The 15,682-nt window shown below is 73.5% G+C and carries 16 protein-coding genes; 6 read left to right on the top strand and 10 right to left on the bottom strand.

Going from position 1 to position 15,682, the window contains the following annotated elements; genetic code table 11:
• Positions 1–33: 33 nt before the first annotated feature.
• Both C1N71_RS01745 and C1N71_RS01750 read right to left on the bottom strand, forming a co-directional pair.
• Complete coding sequence (locus tag C1N71_RS01745) at positions 34–2,049, bottom strand: S9 family peptidase (RefSeq protein ID WP_137754838.1); 2,016 nt, start codon at positions 2,047–2,049, stop codon at positions 34–36.
• Positions 2,050–2,128: 79 nt separating this feature from the next.
• Positions 2,129–2,653 (bottom strand): adenine phosphoribosyltransferase, encoded by a 525-nt coding sequence (locus C1N71_RS01750; RefSeq protein WP_137754839.1) that lies wholly within the window; start codon positions 2,651–2,653, stop codon positions 2,129–2,131.
• A 228-nt stretch (positions 2,654–2,881) separates the two neighbouring features.
• Here C1N71_RS01750 and C1N71_RS01755 point away from each other — a divergent pair, with 228 nt between their 5' ends.
• Positions 2,882–3,487: a GNAT family N-acetyltransferase gene (locus C1N71_RS01755; RefSeq protein ID WP_137754840.1), complete on the top strand. Its 606-nt coding sequence runs from the start codon at positions 2,882–2,884 to the stop codon at positions 3,485–3,487.
• Positions 3,488–3,619: 132 nt separating this feature from the next.
• On the opposite strand, the gene C1N71_RS01760 is transcribed toward C1N71_RS01755, so the two are convergent.
• On the bottom strand, positions 3,620–4,972 hold the full coding sequence (locus C1N71_RS01760; RefSeq protein ID WP_137754841.1) for a glycosyltransferase 87 family protein: 1,353 nt from the start codon (positions 4,970–4,972) through the stop codon (positions 3,620–3,622).
• 174 nt (positions 4,973–5,146) lie between these two features.
• Between C1N71_RS01760 and C1N71_RS01765 the strand changes: the two genes are divergently transcribed.
• Positions 5,147–5,437 carry a chorismate mutase gene (locus C1N71_RS01765; protein ID WP_137754842.1) on the top strand — a complete coding sequence of 97 codons (291 nt, stop codon included), beginning with the start codon at positions 5,147–5,149 and terminating at the stop codon, positions 5,435–5,437.
• Between the two features lie 16 nt (positions 5,438–5,453).
• Here C1N71_RS01765 and C1N71_RS01770 read toward each other — a convergent pair whose 3' ends face one another.
• Both C1N71_RS01770 and purL read right to left on the bottom strand, forming a co-directional pair.
• Positions 5,454–5,714, bottom strand: a complete 261-nt coding sequence (locus tag C1N71_RS01770) for a peptide methionine sulfoxide reductase (protein WP_137754843.1) — start codon at positions 5,712–5,714, stop codon at positions 5,454–5,456.
• Positions 5,715–6,040: 326 nt separating this feature from the next.
• The gene (purL, locus tag C1N71_RS01775; protein ID WP_137754844.1) at positions 6,041–8,335 is read right to left on the bottom strand and encodes a phosphoribosylformylglycinamidine synthase subunit PurL; all 2,295 of its coding nucleotides are present in this window, start codon (positions 8,333–8,335) and stop codon (positions 6,041–6,043) included.
• Between the two features lie 177 nt (positions 8,336–8,512).
• Here purL and C1N71_RS01780 point away from each other — a divergent pair, with 177 nt between their 5' ends.
• Entirely contained in the window at positions 8,513–8,941 is a 429-nt protein-coding gene (locus C1N71_RS01780) for a hypothetical protein (RefSeq protein WP_137754845.1), read from the top strand.
• Positions 8,942–9,007: 66 nt separating this feature from the next.
• Positions 9,008–9,688: a TMEM175 family protein gene (locus tag C1N71_RS01785; protein WP_137754846.1), complete on the top strand. Its 681-nt coding sequence runs from the start codon at positions 9,008–9,010 to the stop codon at positions 9,686–9,688.
• 204 nt (positions 9,689–9,892) lie between these two features.
• Here the strand turns inward: C1N71_RS01785 and C1N71_RS01790 are convergent, their stop codons facing one another.
• From C1N71_RS01790 to purS, 5 genes are all read right to left on the bottom strand, one after another.
• Positions 9,893–10,345 carry a DIP1984 family protein gene (locus C1N71_RS01790; protein ID WP_137754847.1) on the bottom strand — a complete coding sequence of 151 codons (453 nt, stop codon included), beginning with the start codon at positions 10,343–10,345 and terminating at the stop codon, positions 9,893–9,895.
• A gap of 51 nt (positions 10,346–10,396) precedes the next feature.
• Positions 10,397–10,960: a hypothetical protein gene (locus C1N71_RS01795; RefSeq protein WP_137754848.1), complete on the bottom strand. Its 564-nt coding sequence runs from the start codon at positions 10,958–10,960 to the stop codon at positions 10,397–10,399.
• 50 nt (positions 10,961–11,010) lie between these two features.
• Entirely contained in the window at positions 11,011–12,591 is a 1,581-nt protein-coding gene (locus tag C1N71_RS01800) for an AMP-binding protein (RefSeq protein WP_137754849.1), read from the bottom strand.
• 281 nt (positions 12,592–12,872) lie between these two features.
• A complete protein-coding gene (gene purQ, locus C1N71_RS14845; RefSeq protein WP_175414054.1) occupies positions 12,873–13,565 on the bottom strand; it encodes a phosphoribosylformylglycinamidine synthase subunit PurQ in 693 nt (230 codons plus the stop codon).
• The gene (purS, locus tag C1N71_RS14850) at positions 13,562–13,816 is read right to left on the bottom strand and encodes a phosphoribosylformylglycinamidine synthase subunit PurS (RefSeq protein ID WP_175414055.1); all 255 of its coding nucleotides are present in this window, start codon (positions 13,814–13,816) and stop codon (positions 13,562–13,564) included. Before purS ends, purQ begins: the two co-directional genes overlap by 4 nt.
• Before the next feature lie 456 nt (positions 13,817–14,272).
• Here purS and ypfJ point away from each other — a divergent pair, with 456 nt between their 5' ends.
• Both ypfJ and C1N71_RS01815 read left to right on the top strand, forming a co-directional pair.
• Positions 14,273–15,172 carry a KPN_02809 family neutral zinc metallopeptidase gene (ypfJ, locus tag C1N71_RS01810; protein WP_137754850.1) on the top strand — a complete coding sequence of 300 codons (900 nt, stop codon included), beginning with the start codon at positions 14,273–14,275 and terminating at the stop codon, positions 15,170–15,172.
• Between the two features lie 156 nt (positions 15,173–15,328).
• On the top strand, positions 15,329–15,673 hold the full coding sequence (locus C1N71_RS01815; protein WP_137754851.1) for a hypothetical protein: 345 nt from the start codon (positions 15,329–15,331) through the stop codon (positions 15,671–15,673).
• Positions 15,674–15,682: the final 9 nt, after the last annotated feature.

Consider the following 15,682-nt stretch of genomic DNA (forward strand, 5'->3'; position numbering starts at 1 on the left):
GCCGCGAACCTCCATCCGTCGCATGACGATGCGTCACCACGGCAGCGCGTCGGGGATGGGATCGCCGCCGAGCACGTGCTGCGCGCAGAAGGCCAGCACGGTCTCGTTCCACGTCACGGCGTTCGAGGGCCGCAGCACCCAGTGGTGCTCGTCGGTGAGCTGCAGGAACCGGTGCGGCATCGTGCCCGGCGTGCCCCACCAGCCCGAGACGAGGTCCCACCACAGCCGCAGCGCCTCGCTCACCGGCACGCGGTAGTCGCGATTGCCGTGCGTCACGAGCATGGGCGTCGTGATCGCCGAGGCCGAGTGGTGGGGCGAGTACGCCCGGTACCACTCGGGCAGGTCGTCGGGATGGCCGTGCACGCGCACCTTGTGCGCGGCCGCATCCGTCGTCGTGTGCTGCTGGTCGAGCGCCCACAGGCCGGCGTGCGTCACGATCGCGCCGAAGCGGTCGCTGTGCCCGGCGATCCAGTTCGTCATGAACCCGCCGAAGGATGCGCCGAGCAGTGCCGTGCGGGACGCGTCGAGCGTTCGACGTCGCAGGACGTGGTCGAGCAGCGTCTCGCACTCGTGCCAGACGACGTCGGGCCGTCGCGGCCACCCGCGGTTGAGCCCGGCGTGCCCGTAGCCGGTCGACATCGCCGGGTCCGGCAGCAGCACGGCCCAGCCGCGCGCGACGGCGAGCCACGGGTTCCAGCGCCAGCTCCACGCGTTGTACGAGCCGTGGGGGCCGCCGTGGATCCACAGCATCACCGGGGCTGGGGCGGTCGACGACGCGGATGCGGGGGTGCACAGCCAGCCGCCGACGGTCACGCCCTCGACGTCGGCCTCCACCCACTCGAGGTGGCCCGGCAGCGCGCCGACCGCGCCGGGGGCCGGGATGGGCGTCGCCTGGACGCGGCCTGCGCCTGCGAGCGGGATGCGCACCGGCGAGGGCGGCGAGGCGAGGTCCGAGCGCAGCGCGAGCACCGAGCGCCCGTCGTGCGCGGGCGCGAGCGACGCGTACGGTGCGTCGTCGACGAGCGTGCGCACGCGACCGGTCGCCGCATCCACGAGCAGCACGGCGCCGCGGGATCGCAGGTCGCCAGCGACGACGAGCCGTGCGTCGTCGACCCACGCGTACGAGCCGACCGTGAGGTCGCCCACGTCCACGGCGATGGGGTCGCCGCCGTCGAGCGGATGCAGCTCGAGGAAGTCGTACGACGTGTCCGTCGGCGTCGAGGTCGTGACGCGCGTCACGGCGACGCGCGTGCCGTCCGGCGAGAGCCGCGGGCTCGACCAGCCGTGCGCGGCGGTCGCCGACAGCAGCGTGCGCCTGCGACGCGTGCGCACGTCGATGGCGGCGATGCCGGTGCGGGTCTCGCCGCCGCGCGCTCGCTTCGTCCAGGTCGTCACGGCGGTGGCGCCGTCACGGGCGAGGTCCGCGGAGGCGTTCGTGAGCGCGACGACGTCGGCGCCGGGCGTGAGCTCGCGCAGCTCGCCCTGCGGCGACACGAGCACGAGGCGCGTCGACTGGTCGCCGAGCTCATGATCCCAGTAGCGGATCGGCATGCCGGTGTGCCAGATCGCCGTGCGCTTCGCTGCGGCGCGAGCGTCGCGGCGCTCGGCGTCGTCGGCGAGCGAGCCGCCGGCGAGCACCTGCGTCGTCGCGAGCATCGTGCCGTCGTCGGCGACGGCGACGAGCTGCAGCCCGCCGGGTGCGGAGGCGACGACGTGCGCCTCGCCGCGCTGGGGCAGGCGCCAGATGGCCGCCGCGTCGTCGTCGTGCTCGCCCGTGGGGTCGGGGCGGGAGGAGGCGAAGAGGAGGGATCCGTCGGGCGCGAAGCGCGGCGACGACTCGCCCTCGCTCGACCTCGTGAGCCGCTCGGGCTCGGCGGCGCCGTCGGGATCGAGCTCCCACAGCGCCGACCGGGTGCGCGCGAGGTCGTCGGTCGCCTGCTGGATCTGCGCGACGACGCGGCCGCCCGGCCCTGCGACGAGCCCCGCGATGCGCGGGATGCGCAGCAGCCCCTCGATGTCGTTCCAGTCGTCGAATCGCGTCGCAGCCATCCTTCGACGCTATCCCGAGCATCCTTCTGAGGTTCTCGGCCCTTTCCGATGTCAGAGAGGGCCGAGAACCGCAGATCGTTCAGGCGGTGAAGACAGCGTGGGCGGCGGGGACGCGGGCGCGGCCTCCGAGCTCCGTGAGCTCGAGCACGACCGCGACGCCCGCGACCGTGCCGCCGAGGCGCTGCACGAGCTCGATCGCCGCCTGCAGCGTGCCGCCCGTCGCGAGCACGTCGTCGACGAGCAGCACGCTGCGACCGGCGAGGTCGCCGGACGCCTCGATCGTCGCGACGTCGTACTCGAGCGCGTAGTCGACGGATGCGGTGGGATGCGGCGTCTTGCCCGCCTTCCGGATCGGCAGGAGGCCCGTGCCCGACGCCGCCGCGACGGCGCCCGCGAGCAGGAACCCGCGCGCCTCGACCCCCGCGACGAGATCGAACGCGCCGTCGAACGGTGCCGCGAGCGCGGCGGTGACGGCGGCGAGCGCCTCGGCGTCGGCGAGCATCGGTCCGATGTCGCGGAAGAGCACGCCGGGCTTCGGGAAGTCGCGGGTCAGCGCGATCCGCGCCTCGGCGCGAGCGAGAGCGTCGGGGGAGGGATGCGGCACGGACTCCAGGGTAGGGGTGGATGCACTCTTCGCATCGGCCGGTCGAGGAGCGCGCGCTTCGAGCAGGCGGGTGGTCGCGTCGGGCGGGCGGGTCGCGTGGTCTCGTGACGGCTGCAGCCTGCGGATGCGGCCTCCTCGACCAGCTGAACGGCGACGCCGCAGCCTCGATCGGCTGCGGGGAGCCGCGGCTCGTCGAGCGGATCGCCGCGACCGTGCTGTGATGGTGGGGTGACCGCGCGCATCCCCGTCCCGACGACGCTCGAGGGCGACGCCGTGCACCTCGAGCCGCTCACGCGCGACGTGCTGCTCGAGTTGCGCGACGCCATCGGCGTGCCCGAGGTGTTCGCCGCCGGCTACGGCGGCGGGCCGGCGGCACTCGACGCATCCGACGAGGGCTGGACGGCGTGGGCCGAGCGCGCGTACCCGTGGCATGCGCTGCCGTTCGCGATCCGGCTGCGCCACAGCGGTCGGCTCGTCGGCACGACCTCGCTCGCCGACCTCGACGCCGCGACCGAGCAGTGCCACCTCGGATGGACGGCGTACGCCCCGGACGTGTGGGGCACCGTCGTCAACGCCGAGGCGAAGCTGCTCGTGCTCGGCCACGCGTTCGCGCACGGCTTCGGCCGCGTGCGCATCCAGGCGGATGCGGCGAACGCGCGCTCGCGTGCGGCGATCCTGCGGCTCGGCGCGACGTTCGAGGGCGTGCTGCGCCGCATGCGGCAGGACGCGGAGGGCACGTGGCGCGACGTCGCGGTGCACTCGATCCTCGTCGACGAGTGGCCCGCGGTGCGGGATGCGCTCGTCGAGCGCGTGCGCAAGGCGCCGCGTCCGTAGCCCCGAGCCTTCCGCGCCCCTCGCGCCGCCCCGCGCGCGCCGCCCCGCCTCCTCGTCACGAGGTACCCATCTCGCCACGAGGTACGCCATCCGCAGGAGCCGGTCACGAGATGCGTACCGCGCAACGAGGGGTCAGGACGGCAGGGTCACCGCGCGCGACGCGCGCACGGCGTCGAGCCCGGATCGCCCGATGGCGAGCACGACCATCCGCCGCGCCGCGGCGACGAGGATCGCCACGAGCAGCGCGTTGCGCAGCGTCAGCAGCCCCACCGCCCACGGCTGCAGGTCGACGAGGGCCATGTAGGCGATGGGGAAGATCAGCGTCGTCAGCAGCCCCGTCGCGAGCAGCGCGGCCGTCATCCGTCGCCACCAGCGCTGCGCCGCACCGTCGACCGACGCGAGGGCGACGATCGCGACGGGCAGGATCCAGAGCATGTACTGCGGCGAGCCGACGCGATTGCAGGCGAACATCGCCGCGGTGATCGTGAGCGCGGCCGACAGCAGCGTCTCGAGCCGGTCGGCGCCGCGTCGCACCGCGACCTGCGCGAGCACGAGCGCTGCGATGGTCGCGAGCAGCATGAGCGGCGTCGACGCCGCGAGCGCGAGGCCGTCGTGGGGGCCGATGACCTCGCGCGTCGCGAGCGCCACGTCCTGGATCACGCGAGCGTGTCCCACGCCGAGCATCGCCATCCACACCCAAGGCGTCGCGAGGGGCGCCTCGAGCTGCAGGCTGCGGTCGTCCTGCATCGTCGCGAACGACGCGAGCTGGCCCACGTTGCCGAGCGCGATCGCGAGCACGACGACGCCCGCCGTGACCACGGCGCCGGCCTGCACCACGCGGCTGCGCTCGCGCATCGCGACGAGGGCTGCGCCGACGACCGCGGCCGGCCACACCTTGATCCAGGTCGCCGCGGCGAGCAGGCCCCCCGCGACCCACGGTCGGCGCGCGAGCATCGCGACGGCGACGACGACGAGCGGGGCGGTGACGCCCTCGAGGCGCAGCAGCGCGACCGGCGCGAGCGCCAGCAGCATCCCGAGCCACGCCCATCCGGCGATGATCGCCCGCGTCGAGCCCGATGCGAGCAGCGAGCGCAGCGCGAGCGCGTCGAGCACGCCGATCATCGCGATCCACATCGCGAGGTACGCGGGTGCGGACGCGAGGTTCGCGAACCCGATCGGCAGCCACGCGAGCAGCGGGTAGACCCACGGCTCGTCGATGCCGACGATGCCGCGGCCCTCGAACGCATCCATCGCCCACTCGCGGTAGAGCGGCAGGTCGCCGAGCGTGTCGCCGGCGAGCATGTGCCCGGCGAGCACGGCGATCGTCGCGACCTGCAGGACGCCGAAGGCGATCCACACCGTGCGCGTCTCGCGCCATCGCGGCGCGAGGCGGGCGACGCGGCGTGCGTGGCGCAGGGCACGCTCCTGCGCGCGCTGCGCGGCGTGCGCGCGACGCGTCCCCGGGACTCGCGAGATCGTCGCCATCGGTCGCAACGGTAGGCGGCGTGCAGGGCCGCCGCACGGGCTTGCGCCGCATCGTCCCCTGCCGTCCACCGAACGTTCATGCGCAGGCGCGAGCGACGCCGTCCGACGCCCGCGAGGGCCGGCGAGCGAAGGTGCGCGTGCGGATGCGCAGGTCGCCGGTCGTAGGCTGGCGGGGTGTCCGCGAACGACGAGCTCGACCGCTACCGCAGCAGCATCGACAACATCGATGCCGTCCTCATCCACACCCTCGCGGAGCGGTTCAAGCTCACGCAGGCCGTGGGGGCGTTGAAGGCGGCGGAGGGCATGCCGGCGTCGGATCCCGCGCGCGAGCAGCGCCAGATCGCGCGCCTGCGTCGCCTCGCCGAGGAGTCGGGACTCGATCCGGCCTTCGCGGAGAAGTTCCTGAACTTCGTCATCGCCGAGGTCATCCACCACCACGAGCGCCACGCAGCCGGTCAGGGCTGAGGCGACGCGCCGCGGCTCAGGCGGGCGGCAGCGCGCGCAGCACGCGCAGCACCTGCTCCGCGGGCATCTCGCACGGCTTCAGGTGCGTGCCGGAGGCCGTGCGCCAGACGTTGGCGCTCATGCGGCCCGCGCCGCCGAGCTCCTCGCCCTCGATGGTCGACGACCGCCCACCGGCGTGGTCGACGCGCGTGACGCCCCACGCGCGGCCGTCGACCTCCTGTCGGCTCCAGCCGAGCGGCACGCGATCGACGAGCGCGTCGAGGTCGTCGTGGTCCATGGGGTCACGGTATCCCCATGGTTTCGCTCGTCACGCCCGCCAGTCGCTCGACGCGACGTGTCCCCTCGGCGGGTCGAGGAGGCCGCGAGCGCCGCGAGCAGCCGTCGCGAGACCTCGTGAGGTGCTCGCCCGGCGCGACCATGCGCGTGGCTGCGCGGGAGCAGCGCTCGCGTGGTCTCGTGACGCGTGCTCGGCCTTCGGCCTCGCGCGCTCCTCGACCAGCTGTCGGAGAGCGCTTCGCGACCTTGGCGGGACTGCGCCTCCAAGAGATGCCTCTTGGAGGCGCAGTCCCGGCTCGCAACTCAGAGCGTGGCGGGACGCCGGGATCAGGCGAAGCGGTCGTAGATCGTCGAGCCGTGGCGCTGGCGCAGCTCGTCGAGGCCGATCGTGAAGACGTCCTGCACCTCGATCGAGCCCGTCGTCGCGTCGGTGGCGCCGATGCGCAGCGACGGCACGCCGCGCGCGGCGCACATGCCCTGGAAGCGCACGTCGTCCTCGCGCGGGACGGCGACGAGGATGCGCGCGCCCGACTCCGAGAAGAGCGCGGCGGTGAGGTCGACGCCGTCGCGGTCGCACAGCTCGTCGAGCCACACGCGCGCGCCGATGCCGAAGCGCAGCGCGCCCTCGGCGAGCGTGACGCCGAGGCCGCCCTCGGACAGGTCGTGCGCGGCGGCGAGCAGACCCTCGTGCGCGGCGGCCTGCACGAGGCCCGCGACGGCCTGCTCGGCGGCGAGGTCGACGATGGGCGGCGTGCCGCCGAGGTGGTCGTGCACGACGCCGGCCCACGCTGAGCCGTCGAGCTCGTCGCGCGTCGTGCCGAGCAGGTACAGGTGCAGTCCGTCGTCCTGCCAGCCGGCGGGCACGCGGCGGGCGACGTCGTCGATGACGCCCAGCACGCCGACGACGGGCGTCGGGTGGATCTGCGTCTCGCCCGTCTGGTTGTAGAACGAGACGTTGCCGCCCGTCACGGGGATGCCGAGCTCGACGCACGCATCCGCGAGCCCGTCGACGGCCTCCGCGAACTGCCACATCACGAACGGCACCTCGGGGTTGCCGAAGTTGAGGCAGTCGGAGACGCCCAGCGGCGTCGCGCCCGTGGCGGCGACGTTGCGGTACGCCTCGGCGAGCGCGGCCTTCGCGCCCTCGCGCGGGTCGAGCTGGCAGTAGCGGCCGTTCGCGTCGACGGAGACGGCGAAGCCGAGGCCGGACTCCTCGTCGATGCGCACCATGCCGGCGTCGTCGGGCATCGACAGCGCGGTGTTGCCGAGCACGTACGAGTCGTACTGCTCGGTGATCCACGAGGTGTCCGCGAGGTTCGGACTGCCCGCGAGCGCGAGCAGCTCGGCACGCAGGCCGGCCGCCTCCGAGCGGGGGAGGCGGGCGGACGTGTCGGCGCGGAGCGCGTCGAGCCACTCCGGCCGCTCCATCGGTCGGTCGTACACGGGGGAGTCGACGGCCACGGTGCGCGGGTCGACGTCGACGATCGTCTCGCCGCCGTGCGTGATGATCAGGCGGCCCGTGCCGGTGACCTCGCCGAGCACGCTCGTCTCGACGTCCCACTTCTCGGTGACGGCGAGGAAGGCGTCGAGCTTCTCAGGGGTCACGATCGCCATCATGCGCTCCTGCGACTCCGACATGAGGATCTCCTCGGCCGTGAGCGTGGGGTCGCGCAGCAGCACGTGGTCGAGCTCGATCTGCATGCCGCCGTCGCCGTTCGAGGCGAGCTCGCTCGTCGCGCACGAGATGCCCGCGGCACCGAGGTCCTGGATGCCCTCGACGAGATCGCCGGCGTACAGCTCGAGGCAGCACTCGATGAGCACCTTCTCGGCGAAGGGGTCGCCCACCTGCACGGCGGGGCGCTTGGCGGGCCCCTCGTCGTCGAACGACTCGGAGGCGAGGATGGAGGCGCCGCCGATGCCGTCGCCGCCGGTGCGGGCGCCGAAGAGCACGACCTTGTTGCCCGCGCCGCGCGCGTTCGCGAGGTGCAGATCCTCGTGGCGGAGCACGCCGACGGCGAGCGCGTTCACGAGCGGGTTGCCCTGGTAGACGGCGTCGAAGACCGTCTCGCCGCCGATGTTCGGCAGGCCGAGGCAGTTGCCGTAGAACGAGATGCCGCCGACGACGCCGTGCACGACGCGCGCGGTGTCGGGGTGGTCGATGGCGCCGAAGCGCAGCGCGTCCATGACGGCGACGGGGCGCGCACCCATCGAGATGATGTCGCGCACGATGCCGCCGACGCCGGTCGCCGCGCCCTGGAACGGCTCGACGAACGACGGGTGGTTGTGGCTCTCGATCTTGAACGTGACGGCCCAGCCCTCGCCCGCGTCCAGCACGCCGGCGTTCTCGCCCATGCCGACCATGAGGCGCTCGCGCATCTGGTCGGTGACCTTCTGGCCGAAGACCTTGAGGTGCCGCTTCGACGACTTGTACGAGCAGTGCTCCGACCACATCACCGAGTACATCGCCAGCTCGCCCGACGTGGGGCGGCGGCCGAGGATCTCGCGGATGCGCTCGTACTCGTCGGTCTTGAGGCCGAGCGCCGCGTACGGCTGCTCCCTCTCCGGGGTCGCGATCGCGTGCTCGACGGTGTCGGCGACGGGGCGGGCGGGGGCATCGGGCACGGCGGAGACCTCACGGAGGGAGCGGATGCGGTGCTCTCGAGTCTACCCGCGGGCCGCATGCCCATCCGCGGGGCGGGAGCGCCGCGCGAGCACCGCTGCGCGGTGGCGTCCGGCACGAGGGGGACGCCACCCCGGTCCGCCGCTCGACCCGCCTCGCTCCCTCGCTACCGTGGCCCCATGCCCGAGCGCCACGACCTCGAGGTGCGCGCTCGTCGTCGCCTCGTCGTGGCACGCGTCGTCCTCGTGCTGGCCATCGGCATCCAGGTCTGGGGGCTCTACGCGCCCGACGTGCCGAGCGGCGGCGGGCTGCCGGGCGCCGACAAGGTCGCCCACGCGGGGATGTTCGCGCTCGTCATGGCGGCCGGGGTCGCCGCCGGCGTGCCCGCGCGGCCGCTCGCGGCCGTGCTCGTCGCGCATGCGGTCGCGTCCGAGTCGATCCAGGCGGTGCTCATCTCGACCCGGGCCGGCGACGTGCTCGACGCGCTCGCCGACGTCGTCGGGGTGGGCGTCGGATGGCACGTCGGGCGGCCCTTCGCGCCTCGACCGCGCAGGCCCCTGCCGCCGATCGGCCCACGACGTGCCGCCCCCACGGCACCACCTGGCTGACGGACGACGCGACCGGCGCCGGCCCGACGCTTCCCAGCGCCATGCGTCGGTGGTAGGCCTGCATGCGTGGAGCAGCAGTCGCAGCCGAGGCTCGCCGAGGCCCCGCGCTCGGCCGAGCGCATGGTGTTCTTCACCGACGCCGTCGTCGCGATCGCGATGACGCTGCTCATCCTGCCGCTCATGGAGAGCGTGTCCGAGGGCGGCGGGCTGAGCGCGGCGTCGTGGGCGGCGGAGCATGCCGACCAGCTGCTCGCCTTCCTCATCTCGTTCGCGCTCGTCGGCACCTTCTGGCGCTGGCACCACGCGCTCTACGAGCGCGTCGAGCGCTACACCCCCGCGCTCATGCGGTGGAACTTCCTGTGGATGCTCGCGATCGTCTGGCTGCCCGTGGCGACGGCGCTGTCGACGTCCGACGGCGGTGACGCGTCGAACGTCGTCGTCTACGTCGCGTCGATCGCGGCGATCCCGCTCGTGAGCGCCGTCATCCACCTCCACGTGCTGCGGCATCCCGCGCTCGTGCGCGAGGGGATGGACGTCGACCATCGCGGACTCGTCGCCAACGTGGCGCTCGTGCTCGTGCTGGGCGTCGCGCTCGCGATCGCGCTCGCCGTGCCGGCCATCGGCTACCTCGCGCTGCTCATCACCTTCGGCACGCGGTTCGTCGGCATGGCGCTGCGACGGCCCATCGAACGGCTCGCCGGTCCTCCGCGTCGCGCGAGGGGCGCGGCCGACTCCGACGCGGGCTGACGAGGTCCCCGATCCCGCCCTCGCCGCGAGGGCCGGCACGTGGTGGTGATGCGTGCGCGGTGCCGCGGTCTGGCCGCGAGTGCGCGTGTGCGGCGTGCCGGGCGAAGATCCGAAGCGGATGCGTCGGCCCGTCGACGCTGCGAGCCTGCGCTTGCCCCCGCAGGCGTGGGGTCCGTGCCCGCTCCCGTCGCGGCTACCGACTCGTCAACCCAGCTCCGTCGTCCAGTTCACCTCCTGGATGCGCAGATCCAGCTCGCGCAGCTGCTTCGCGATCCGGTCGGCGCCCGCGTGCAGCGCCGCGACGTCGATCGTCGGCAGCATGCGCAGCTCGGCGCCTCGCATCCGGTCGGCGCGCGGCGTCGACTGCTCGGCGAGGGTCGTGAGCATGCGGTGGCGATGGCGCAGCGTGTCGCGGCGCGCGAGCGCCGCCGTGAGCGGCACGCCGTCGACGTCGGTGCTCGCGTTCGTGAGGTTGATGCGCACGACGAGGGCCTCGAGCTCCGCGAGCACGGCCTCGTGCTCGGCGAGCAGCGCCGCGGGGTCGTCGACGGGCGTCGTGCCCTCCTGCGTCAACGCCGCACGGTAGGCGCGCTGCGCGAGCGCATCGGCGCGCGTGGCGAGGTCGGCACGGTGGCTGAGGGCTGCTGCGAGGCGCATGCGCTCGACGCTATCGGCGCACGCGGGACGCGCGCAGCCCTGGCTCGACGGTCATGAGCCGACGAGGTTCCCGGTGGCGGCGAGCACCGCCAGGACGACGCCCGCGACGACCGCGCCGCCGCCGCCGACGATCGCGGCGACGAGTCCGATCCGCGTGGTGGCGGCCATCGCCGTGCGGAAGCCCGCCCGCTCGACCGCGGCCCGCAGCGGCGTCGCGATCTCGCCCGTCGAGAACGCGTAGTCGACGGGGAGGCCGACGCCTCGCTTGTCGACGCCGACCTCCTTGCGGAACGAGGCCTGCACGACGCGACCGCGCATCCCCGCGATGCGCCCGGTGAGCCGAGGCACGAGCGAGCCGTCGACGCCCGCCGTCCACTCGACGACCTCCTCGGCGTCCTCCCACGCCACTCGGGAGGGCGCCTTCCACGTCAGGCGCGTGCGGTAGACGACGCCGACCCGTCGCACGCTCGCGAGCCCGAGGAAGCGCGCGTCGGCGAGGTCTGCGATGACCGTGATCGCGTCCGGCGCGACGTCCACGCGGTACGGCGAGCCGGCGAAGGCGCGCTGCACCTCGTCGACGAGTCGCGGCCAGCCCGGATCGGTCGAAGCATCCATGCCGTGCATGCTCGCAGACGCAGATGGGAGCGCGTCGGCGCGTGCCGTCGTCACGCGAGGTCGCGCAGGTCCTTCCGCAGGATCTTGCCCGAGGCGGACTTCGGGATCGCCTCCACGTAGGCGACCTGGCGCACCTTCTTGTACGGCGCGACGCGCTCGGCGACCCACGCCATGAGCGCATCCGCATCCTGGCTCGCGCCCGCGGCGGGCACGACGAACGCCTTCGGATCCTCGTCGCCGTCCTCGGTGCGCACGCCGACGACCGCGGCGTCGGCGACGTCCGGATGCGACAGCAGCAGCGCCTCGAGCTCGGCGGGCGCGACCTGGTAGCCGTGGTGCTTGATGAGCTCCTTGAGCCGGTCGACGATGTGCACGTTGCCGGCGGCGTCGTAGCAGGCGAGGTCGCCCGTGCGCAGGAAGCCGTCGTCGCGCAGCGTGTGCGCGGTCGACTCGGGGTCGTCGAGGTAGCCGAGCATGACCTGCGGACCGCGCACCCACAGCTCGCCGGGCTCGGAGAGACCGTCGTGCTCGGGCGGCTCGATGGACTCGTCCGACTCGATGTCGACGATGCGATCCTCGGTCCCGCCGATGACGGGTCCGACGGATCCCAGCGGTCGCGCGTCGCCCTCGCCGCGCGCGAAGGCGTGGCTCACGGGGCTCAGCTCCGTCATGCCGTAGCCCTGCAGCATCTCGATGTCGATGCGCTCGGCGACGGCGTGGCCGAGCTGCTCGTCGAGCGGCGCGGCACCCGAGAACGCCGTGCGCAGGCTCGACAGGTCGTACTCGTCGACCATCGGGTGCTTCGCGAGGGCGACGGCGATCGGGGGCGCGATGAACGCGAACGCGACGCGGTGATCCTGGATGACGCGCAGGAACTCGGCGAGGTCGAAGCGCGGCATCGTCACGAGCGTCGCGCGTGCGCGCAGCGCGAGGTTCAGCAGCACCGTCATGCCGTAGATGTGGAAGAACGGCAGCACGGCGAGCACGCGCTCGCCGCGCTCGACGCCGAGGATCGGCCTGCACTGCGCGACGTTCGCGACGAGGTTGCGGTGCGACAGCCGCACGCCCTTCGGGATGCCCGTCGTGCCCGACGAGTACGGCATGACGGCGACGTGGCTCGCGGGATCGATCGCGACGTCCGGCGCGGGATGGCCGGCGGCGAGGAGGCTCGCGAGGCTCGGATGCCCGTCGAGGCCGTCGAGCACGACGATGCGGTCATCGGCGATGCCGACGGCGTGGGCCGCCTCGAGCGACTGCGCTGCGAGCGGCGAGACGGTCACGTGCGCGACGGCGCCCGAGGCGCGCAGCTGCACCTCGATCTCGTGCGCCGTCGAGAGCGCGTTGACGGTCGTCGCGGTGGCGCCCGCGCGCAGGATGCCGTGGAAGGCGATCGCGAACGCCGGCACGTTCGGGCAGTGCAGGCCGACGACGTCGCCCGGCCGGATCCCCATGTCGGCGAGCGCGCCCGCGAACGCCTGCGCGCGCCCGACGAGCTCGCCGTACGTCATGACGTCGCCCGACGTGCCGTCGATCATCGCGGGCATGCCGCGCTCCTCGTCGGTGAGGTCGTCGAAGAGCGCGGCGAACACGCTGAGGTCGGGGATCGTGGGCTCGGGCCGGGTGCTGCGCATGGCGTCTCCTCACCGGGCCGGCGCCGTCGCCGCGCCCGTGGCGGCAGCCTAGGCGCGCCGCGTCTCGCTCGGTAGCGCTTGCGGGGACGGGCGGGGTGCGATGCGGTCCCGTGGACAGGTGCGCGCGTCGCGTCAGTGGGCGGCCCACCGTGCGGCGCATCCCGTTGCGAGGTACCCGTCCTGTCGCGAGGTACCCCGATTGCCGTACCCGGCTGCGAGATGCGTACCTCGGAACGCGACGTCGGCGACGTCCGTGCCCCGCGATCCGCCGGGGAGGCGCGTCAGGCCGCTGCGGCCTCGAGCGCGAGCGCGAAGATCGTCAGCCCGTCGAGGCCCGAGCGCATGCGCGTCGAGGTGTCGGGGCCGAAGCCCAGCTCGACGGCGTGCTCGGGATGCGGCATGAGGCCGACGACGTTGCCCGCGGCGTTCGAGACGCCGGCGATGTCGTCCATCGACCCGTTGGGGTTGCGCCCGGCGTAGCGGAAGGCGACGAGGCCCTCGCCCTCGATGCGCTCGAGCTCGGCCTTCGTCGAGACGAAGCGGCCCTCGCCGTTCTTCAGCGGGATGACGATCTCCTGGCCGGGCTCGAAGCCGTTCGTCCAGGGCGTCGTCGTGCGCTCGACCGTGAGGCGCTGGTCGCGGCGCACGAACAGGCCGGATGCGTTGCGGACGAGCCCGCCGGGCAGCAGCTTCGCCTCGGCGAGCATCTGGAAGCCGTTGCAGATGCCGAGCACGGGCATGCCGCGATTCGCGGCGTCCACGACCTCGGTCATGATCGGCGACAGGGCGGCGATGGCGCCGCAGCGCAGGTAGTCGCCGTACGAGAAGCCGCCGGGCAGCACGAGGGCGTCGACGCCCTGCAGGTCGTGCTCGCGGTGCCACAGCGCGACCGGCTCGTGGCCGGCGAGGCGCACGGCGCGCTGCGCGTCGCGGTCGTCGAGCGTGCCCGGGAAGGTGACGACGCCGACCCTCACGCCTGATCCTCCACGTGGATGCCCACGACGTCCTCGATCACGGTGTTCGCGAGCACGTCCTCGGCGACCGTGCGGATCTGGCCGAGCAGCTCGTCGGTGACCTCGCCGTCGACGGTGAGCTCGAAGCGCTTGCCGATGCGCACCTGCCCGACGGCCTCGTGGCCGAGGCGGGCGAGGGCGCGCGTGACCGCCTTGCCCTGGGGGTCGAGGATCTCGGCCTTCGGCATGACGTCGACGACGATGAGGGGCATGGGCTTCGACTCCTCGCGGGGTGGGATGCCTCCAGTCTACCGACGACGGATGCCGCGCCGTCCGCGGCCCATCCTCCCGGCTGCGAGCGCCTGCGACGTCGTGATCGGCGACGTCGGCATGGCTGAGGTCGCCGATCGCGGGTCGAACTCGCCGATCGACGGGGCATCGGTGACTTCGGCACGGACGAGGTCGCTCTTCGACGCCTGACGTCGTCACTCGGACGCGCGGGGTCGTCGGTCGCGGCCCGAGGTCGCGAACCGCAGGCGATTGGCGACTTCGGCACGGTTGAACTCGCCAATCGCGGCCCGAACTCGCCAACCGGGAGGCCGAAGTCGCCAATCGCGGGCCGAAGTCGCCAATCGGTGCCGAGGTCGCCGATCCGCCAGCGACGTGCACGATCGCGCGCCGGCTGTCCATCCCGCTGCATCGGAGGCGGCGCGGACTACGCTGCCGCCATGACGTTCCGCGGCGATGCGCAGTTCGACACGACTCGGGTGCGCCGCGGCGGAGGCGGCGCGCGCGGCGGCGCCATCGCGATCGGCGGCGGCGGCCTCATCACCGTGCTGCTCTTCGTCGTCTCTTCCTTCCTCGGCATCGACCTCACGGGGCTCGGCAGCGCCATCCAGCAAGGCCCGTCGCAGGGTTCGAGCGAGGGCACGGAGGTCGTGGGCTGCTCGGGCGAGGACGCGAACGATCCCGCGATCTACGACTGCCGCATGGAGGGCGGCGCCGACTCCCTGTCGGCGTACTGGTCGAGCGTCTTCGCGCAGAACTCCCTCGAGTACCGCGACCCCACGGTGCTGCTCTTCACGAGCCAGGTCTCCACGGGCTGCGGCGCGGCGACGAGCGCCGTCGGCCCGTTCTACTGCCCGCCCGACGAGCAGATCTACCTCGACACGACGTTCTTCGACCTCATGCGCGAGCGCTTCGGCGCATCGGGCGGATCGCTTGCGCAGCTCTACGTCCTCGGTCACGAGTGGGGCCACCACGTGCAGCAGCTCACGGGCGACCTGCAGCGCGTGAACCCTGAGGACACCGGCCCGTCGGGCTCCGCGGTGCGCAGCGAGCTGCAGGCCGACTGCTACGCGGGCGCGTGGCTCGCGGCGGCCTCGCAGACGCCCGACCAGGATGGCGGCGATCCCGTGCTGCTGCAGCCGACGCAGGCCGAGCTCGACGACGCGCTGGACGCGGCGGCCGCGATCGGCGACGACACCATCCAGTCGTCCTCCGGCGGCGGCGTGAACCCGGAGACCTGGACGCACGGCTCGAGCCAGCAGCGGCAGACGTGGTTCTCGAACGGCTACCAGCAGGGCGTCTCGGCCTGCGCCCAGGTGTGGCAGGTGCCGACGCCGTAGCGGCATCCGCGGCGTGCGGCTCGCGCACGTCGACCGGCACGGCCCTCGCACGCCGCGCACAGGGATCGCACAGGCTCGTGGAGGAGCGCCGCCTAGCCTGCCGGAGACGAGCCGCGCACCGCGGACTCGCGACGGCGGACGCGGAGGTTCGAGGCGATGGTCATCTGGCGCGGTTGGGGCATCCTGGTGCTGTTCGGGCTCATCGCGGGGCTGCTGCTCGCGCTCTTCGTCATCCGCGACGCGCTGCCCGTCGAGCCCGCCTATGCCGCGACGAGCATCGCCGTGGGGATCGGCTTCGTCATCGGTGCCGTGCTCGCCCTCGGCGTGTGGCTCCTGCGCCTCTTCCGCATCATCGACGTGCCGCGCGAGGTCGCGCCGGGCGTGTCCGCCGCGCGTCGCCCGTCGTCGAGCCTCTTCTTCATCCCGCTCGTGGCGTGGCCCGTCATCCTGCTCGTGATCGGCGTGCTCGGCATCGTGATCGGCTCGAGCGAGGCTGCCTGACCGTTCCGA

Origin of the sequence: Agrococcus sp. SGAir0287 (assembly GCF_005484985.1) — a bacterium.
GTDB lineage: Bacteria > Actinomycetota > Actinomycetes > Actinomycetales > Microbacteriaceae > Agrococcus.

What these genes read in the sequence shown, in the direction of transcription:
- C1N71_RS01745 (WP_137754838.1), bottom strand. Translation starts at nt 2,049, where the DNA reads ATGGCTGCGACGCGATTCGACGACTGGAACGACATCGAGGGGCTGCTG.
- C1N71_RS01760 (WP_137754841.1), bottom strand. Translation starts at nt 4,972, where the DNA reads ATGGCGACGATCTCGCGAGTCCCGGGGACGCGTCGCGCGCACGCCGCG.
- C1N71_RS01770 (WP_137754843.1), bottom strand. Translation starts at nt 5,714, where the DNA reads ATGGACCACGACGACCTCGACGCGCTCGTCGATCGCGTGCCGCTCGGC.
- C1N71_RS01780 (WP_137754845.1), top strand. Translation starts at nt 8,513, where the DNA reads ATGCCCGAGCGCCACGACCTCGAGGTGCGCGCTCGTCGTCGCCTCGTC.
- C1N71_RS01790 (WP_137754847.1), bottom strand. Translation starts at nt 10,345, where the DNA reads ATGCGCCTCGCAGCAGCCCTCAGCCACCGTGCCGACCTCGCCACGCGC.
- C1N71_RS01795 (WP_137754848.1), bottom strand. Translation starts at nt 10,960, where the DNA reads ATGGATGCTTCGACCGATCCGGGCTGGCCGCGACTCGTCGACGAGGTG.
- C1N71_RS01800 (WP_137754849.1), bottom strand. Translation starts at nt 12,591, where the DNA reads ATGCGCAGCACCCGGCCCGAGCCCACGATCCCCGACCTCAGCGTGTTC.
- purS (WP_175414055.1), bottom strand. Translation starts at nt 13,816, where the DNA reads ATGCCCCTCATCGTCGTCGACGTCATGCCGAAGGCCGAGATCCTCGAC.
- ypfJ (WP_137754850.1), top strand. Translation starts at nt 14,273, where the DNA reads ATGACGTTCCGCGGCGATGCGCAGTTCGACACGACTCGGGTGCGCCGC.
- C1N71_RS01815 (WP_137754851.1), top strand. Translation starts at nt 15,329, where the DNA reads ATGGTCATCTGGCGCGGTTGGGGCATCCTGGTGCTGTTCGGGCTCATC.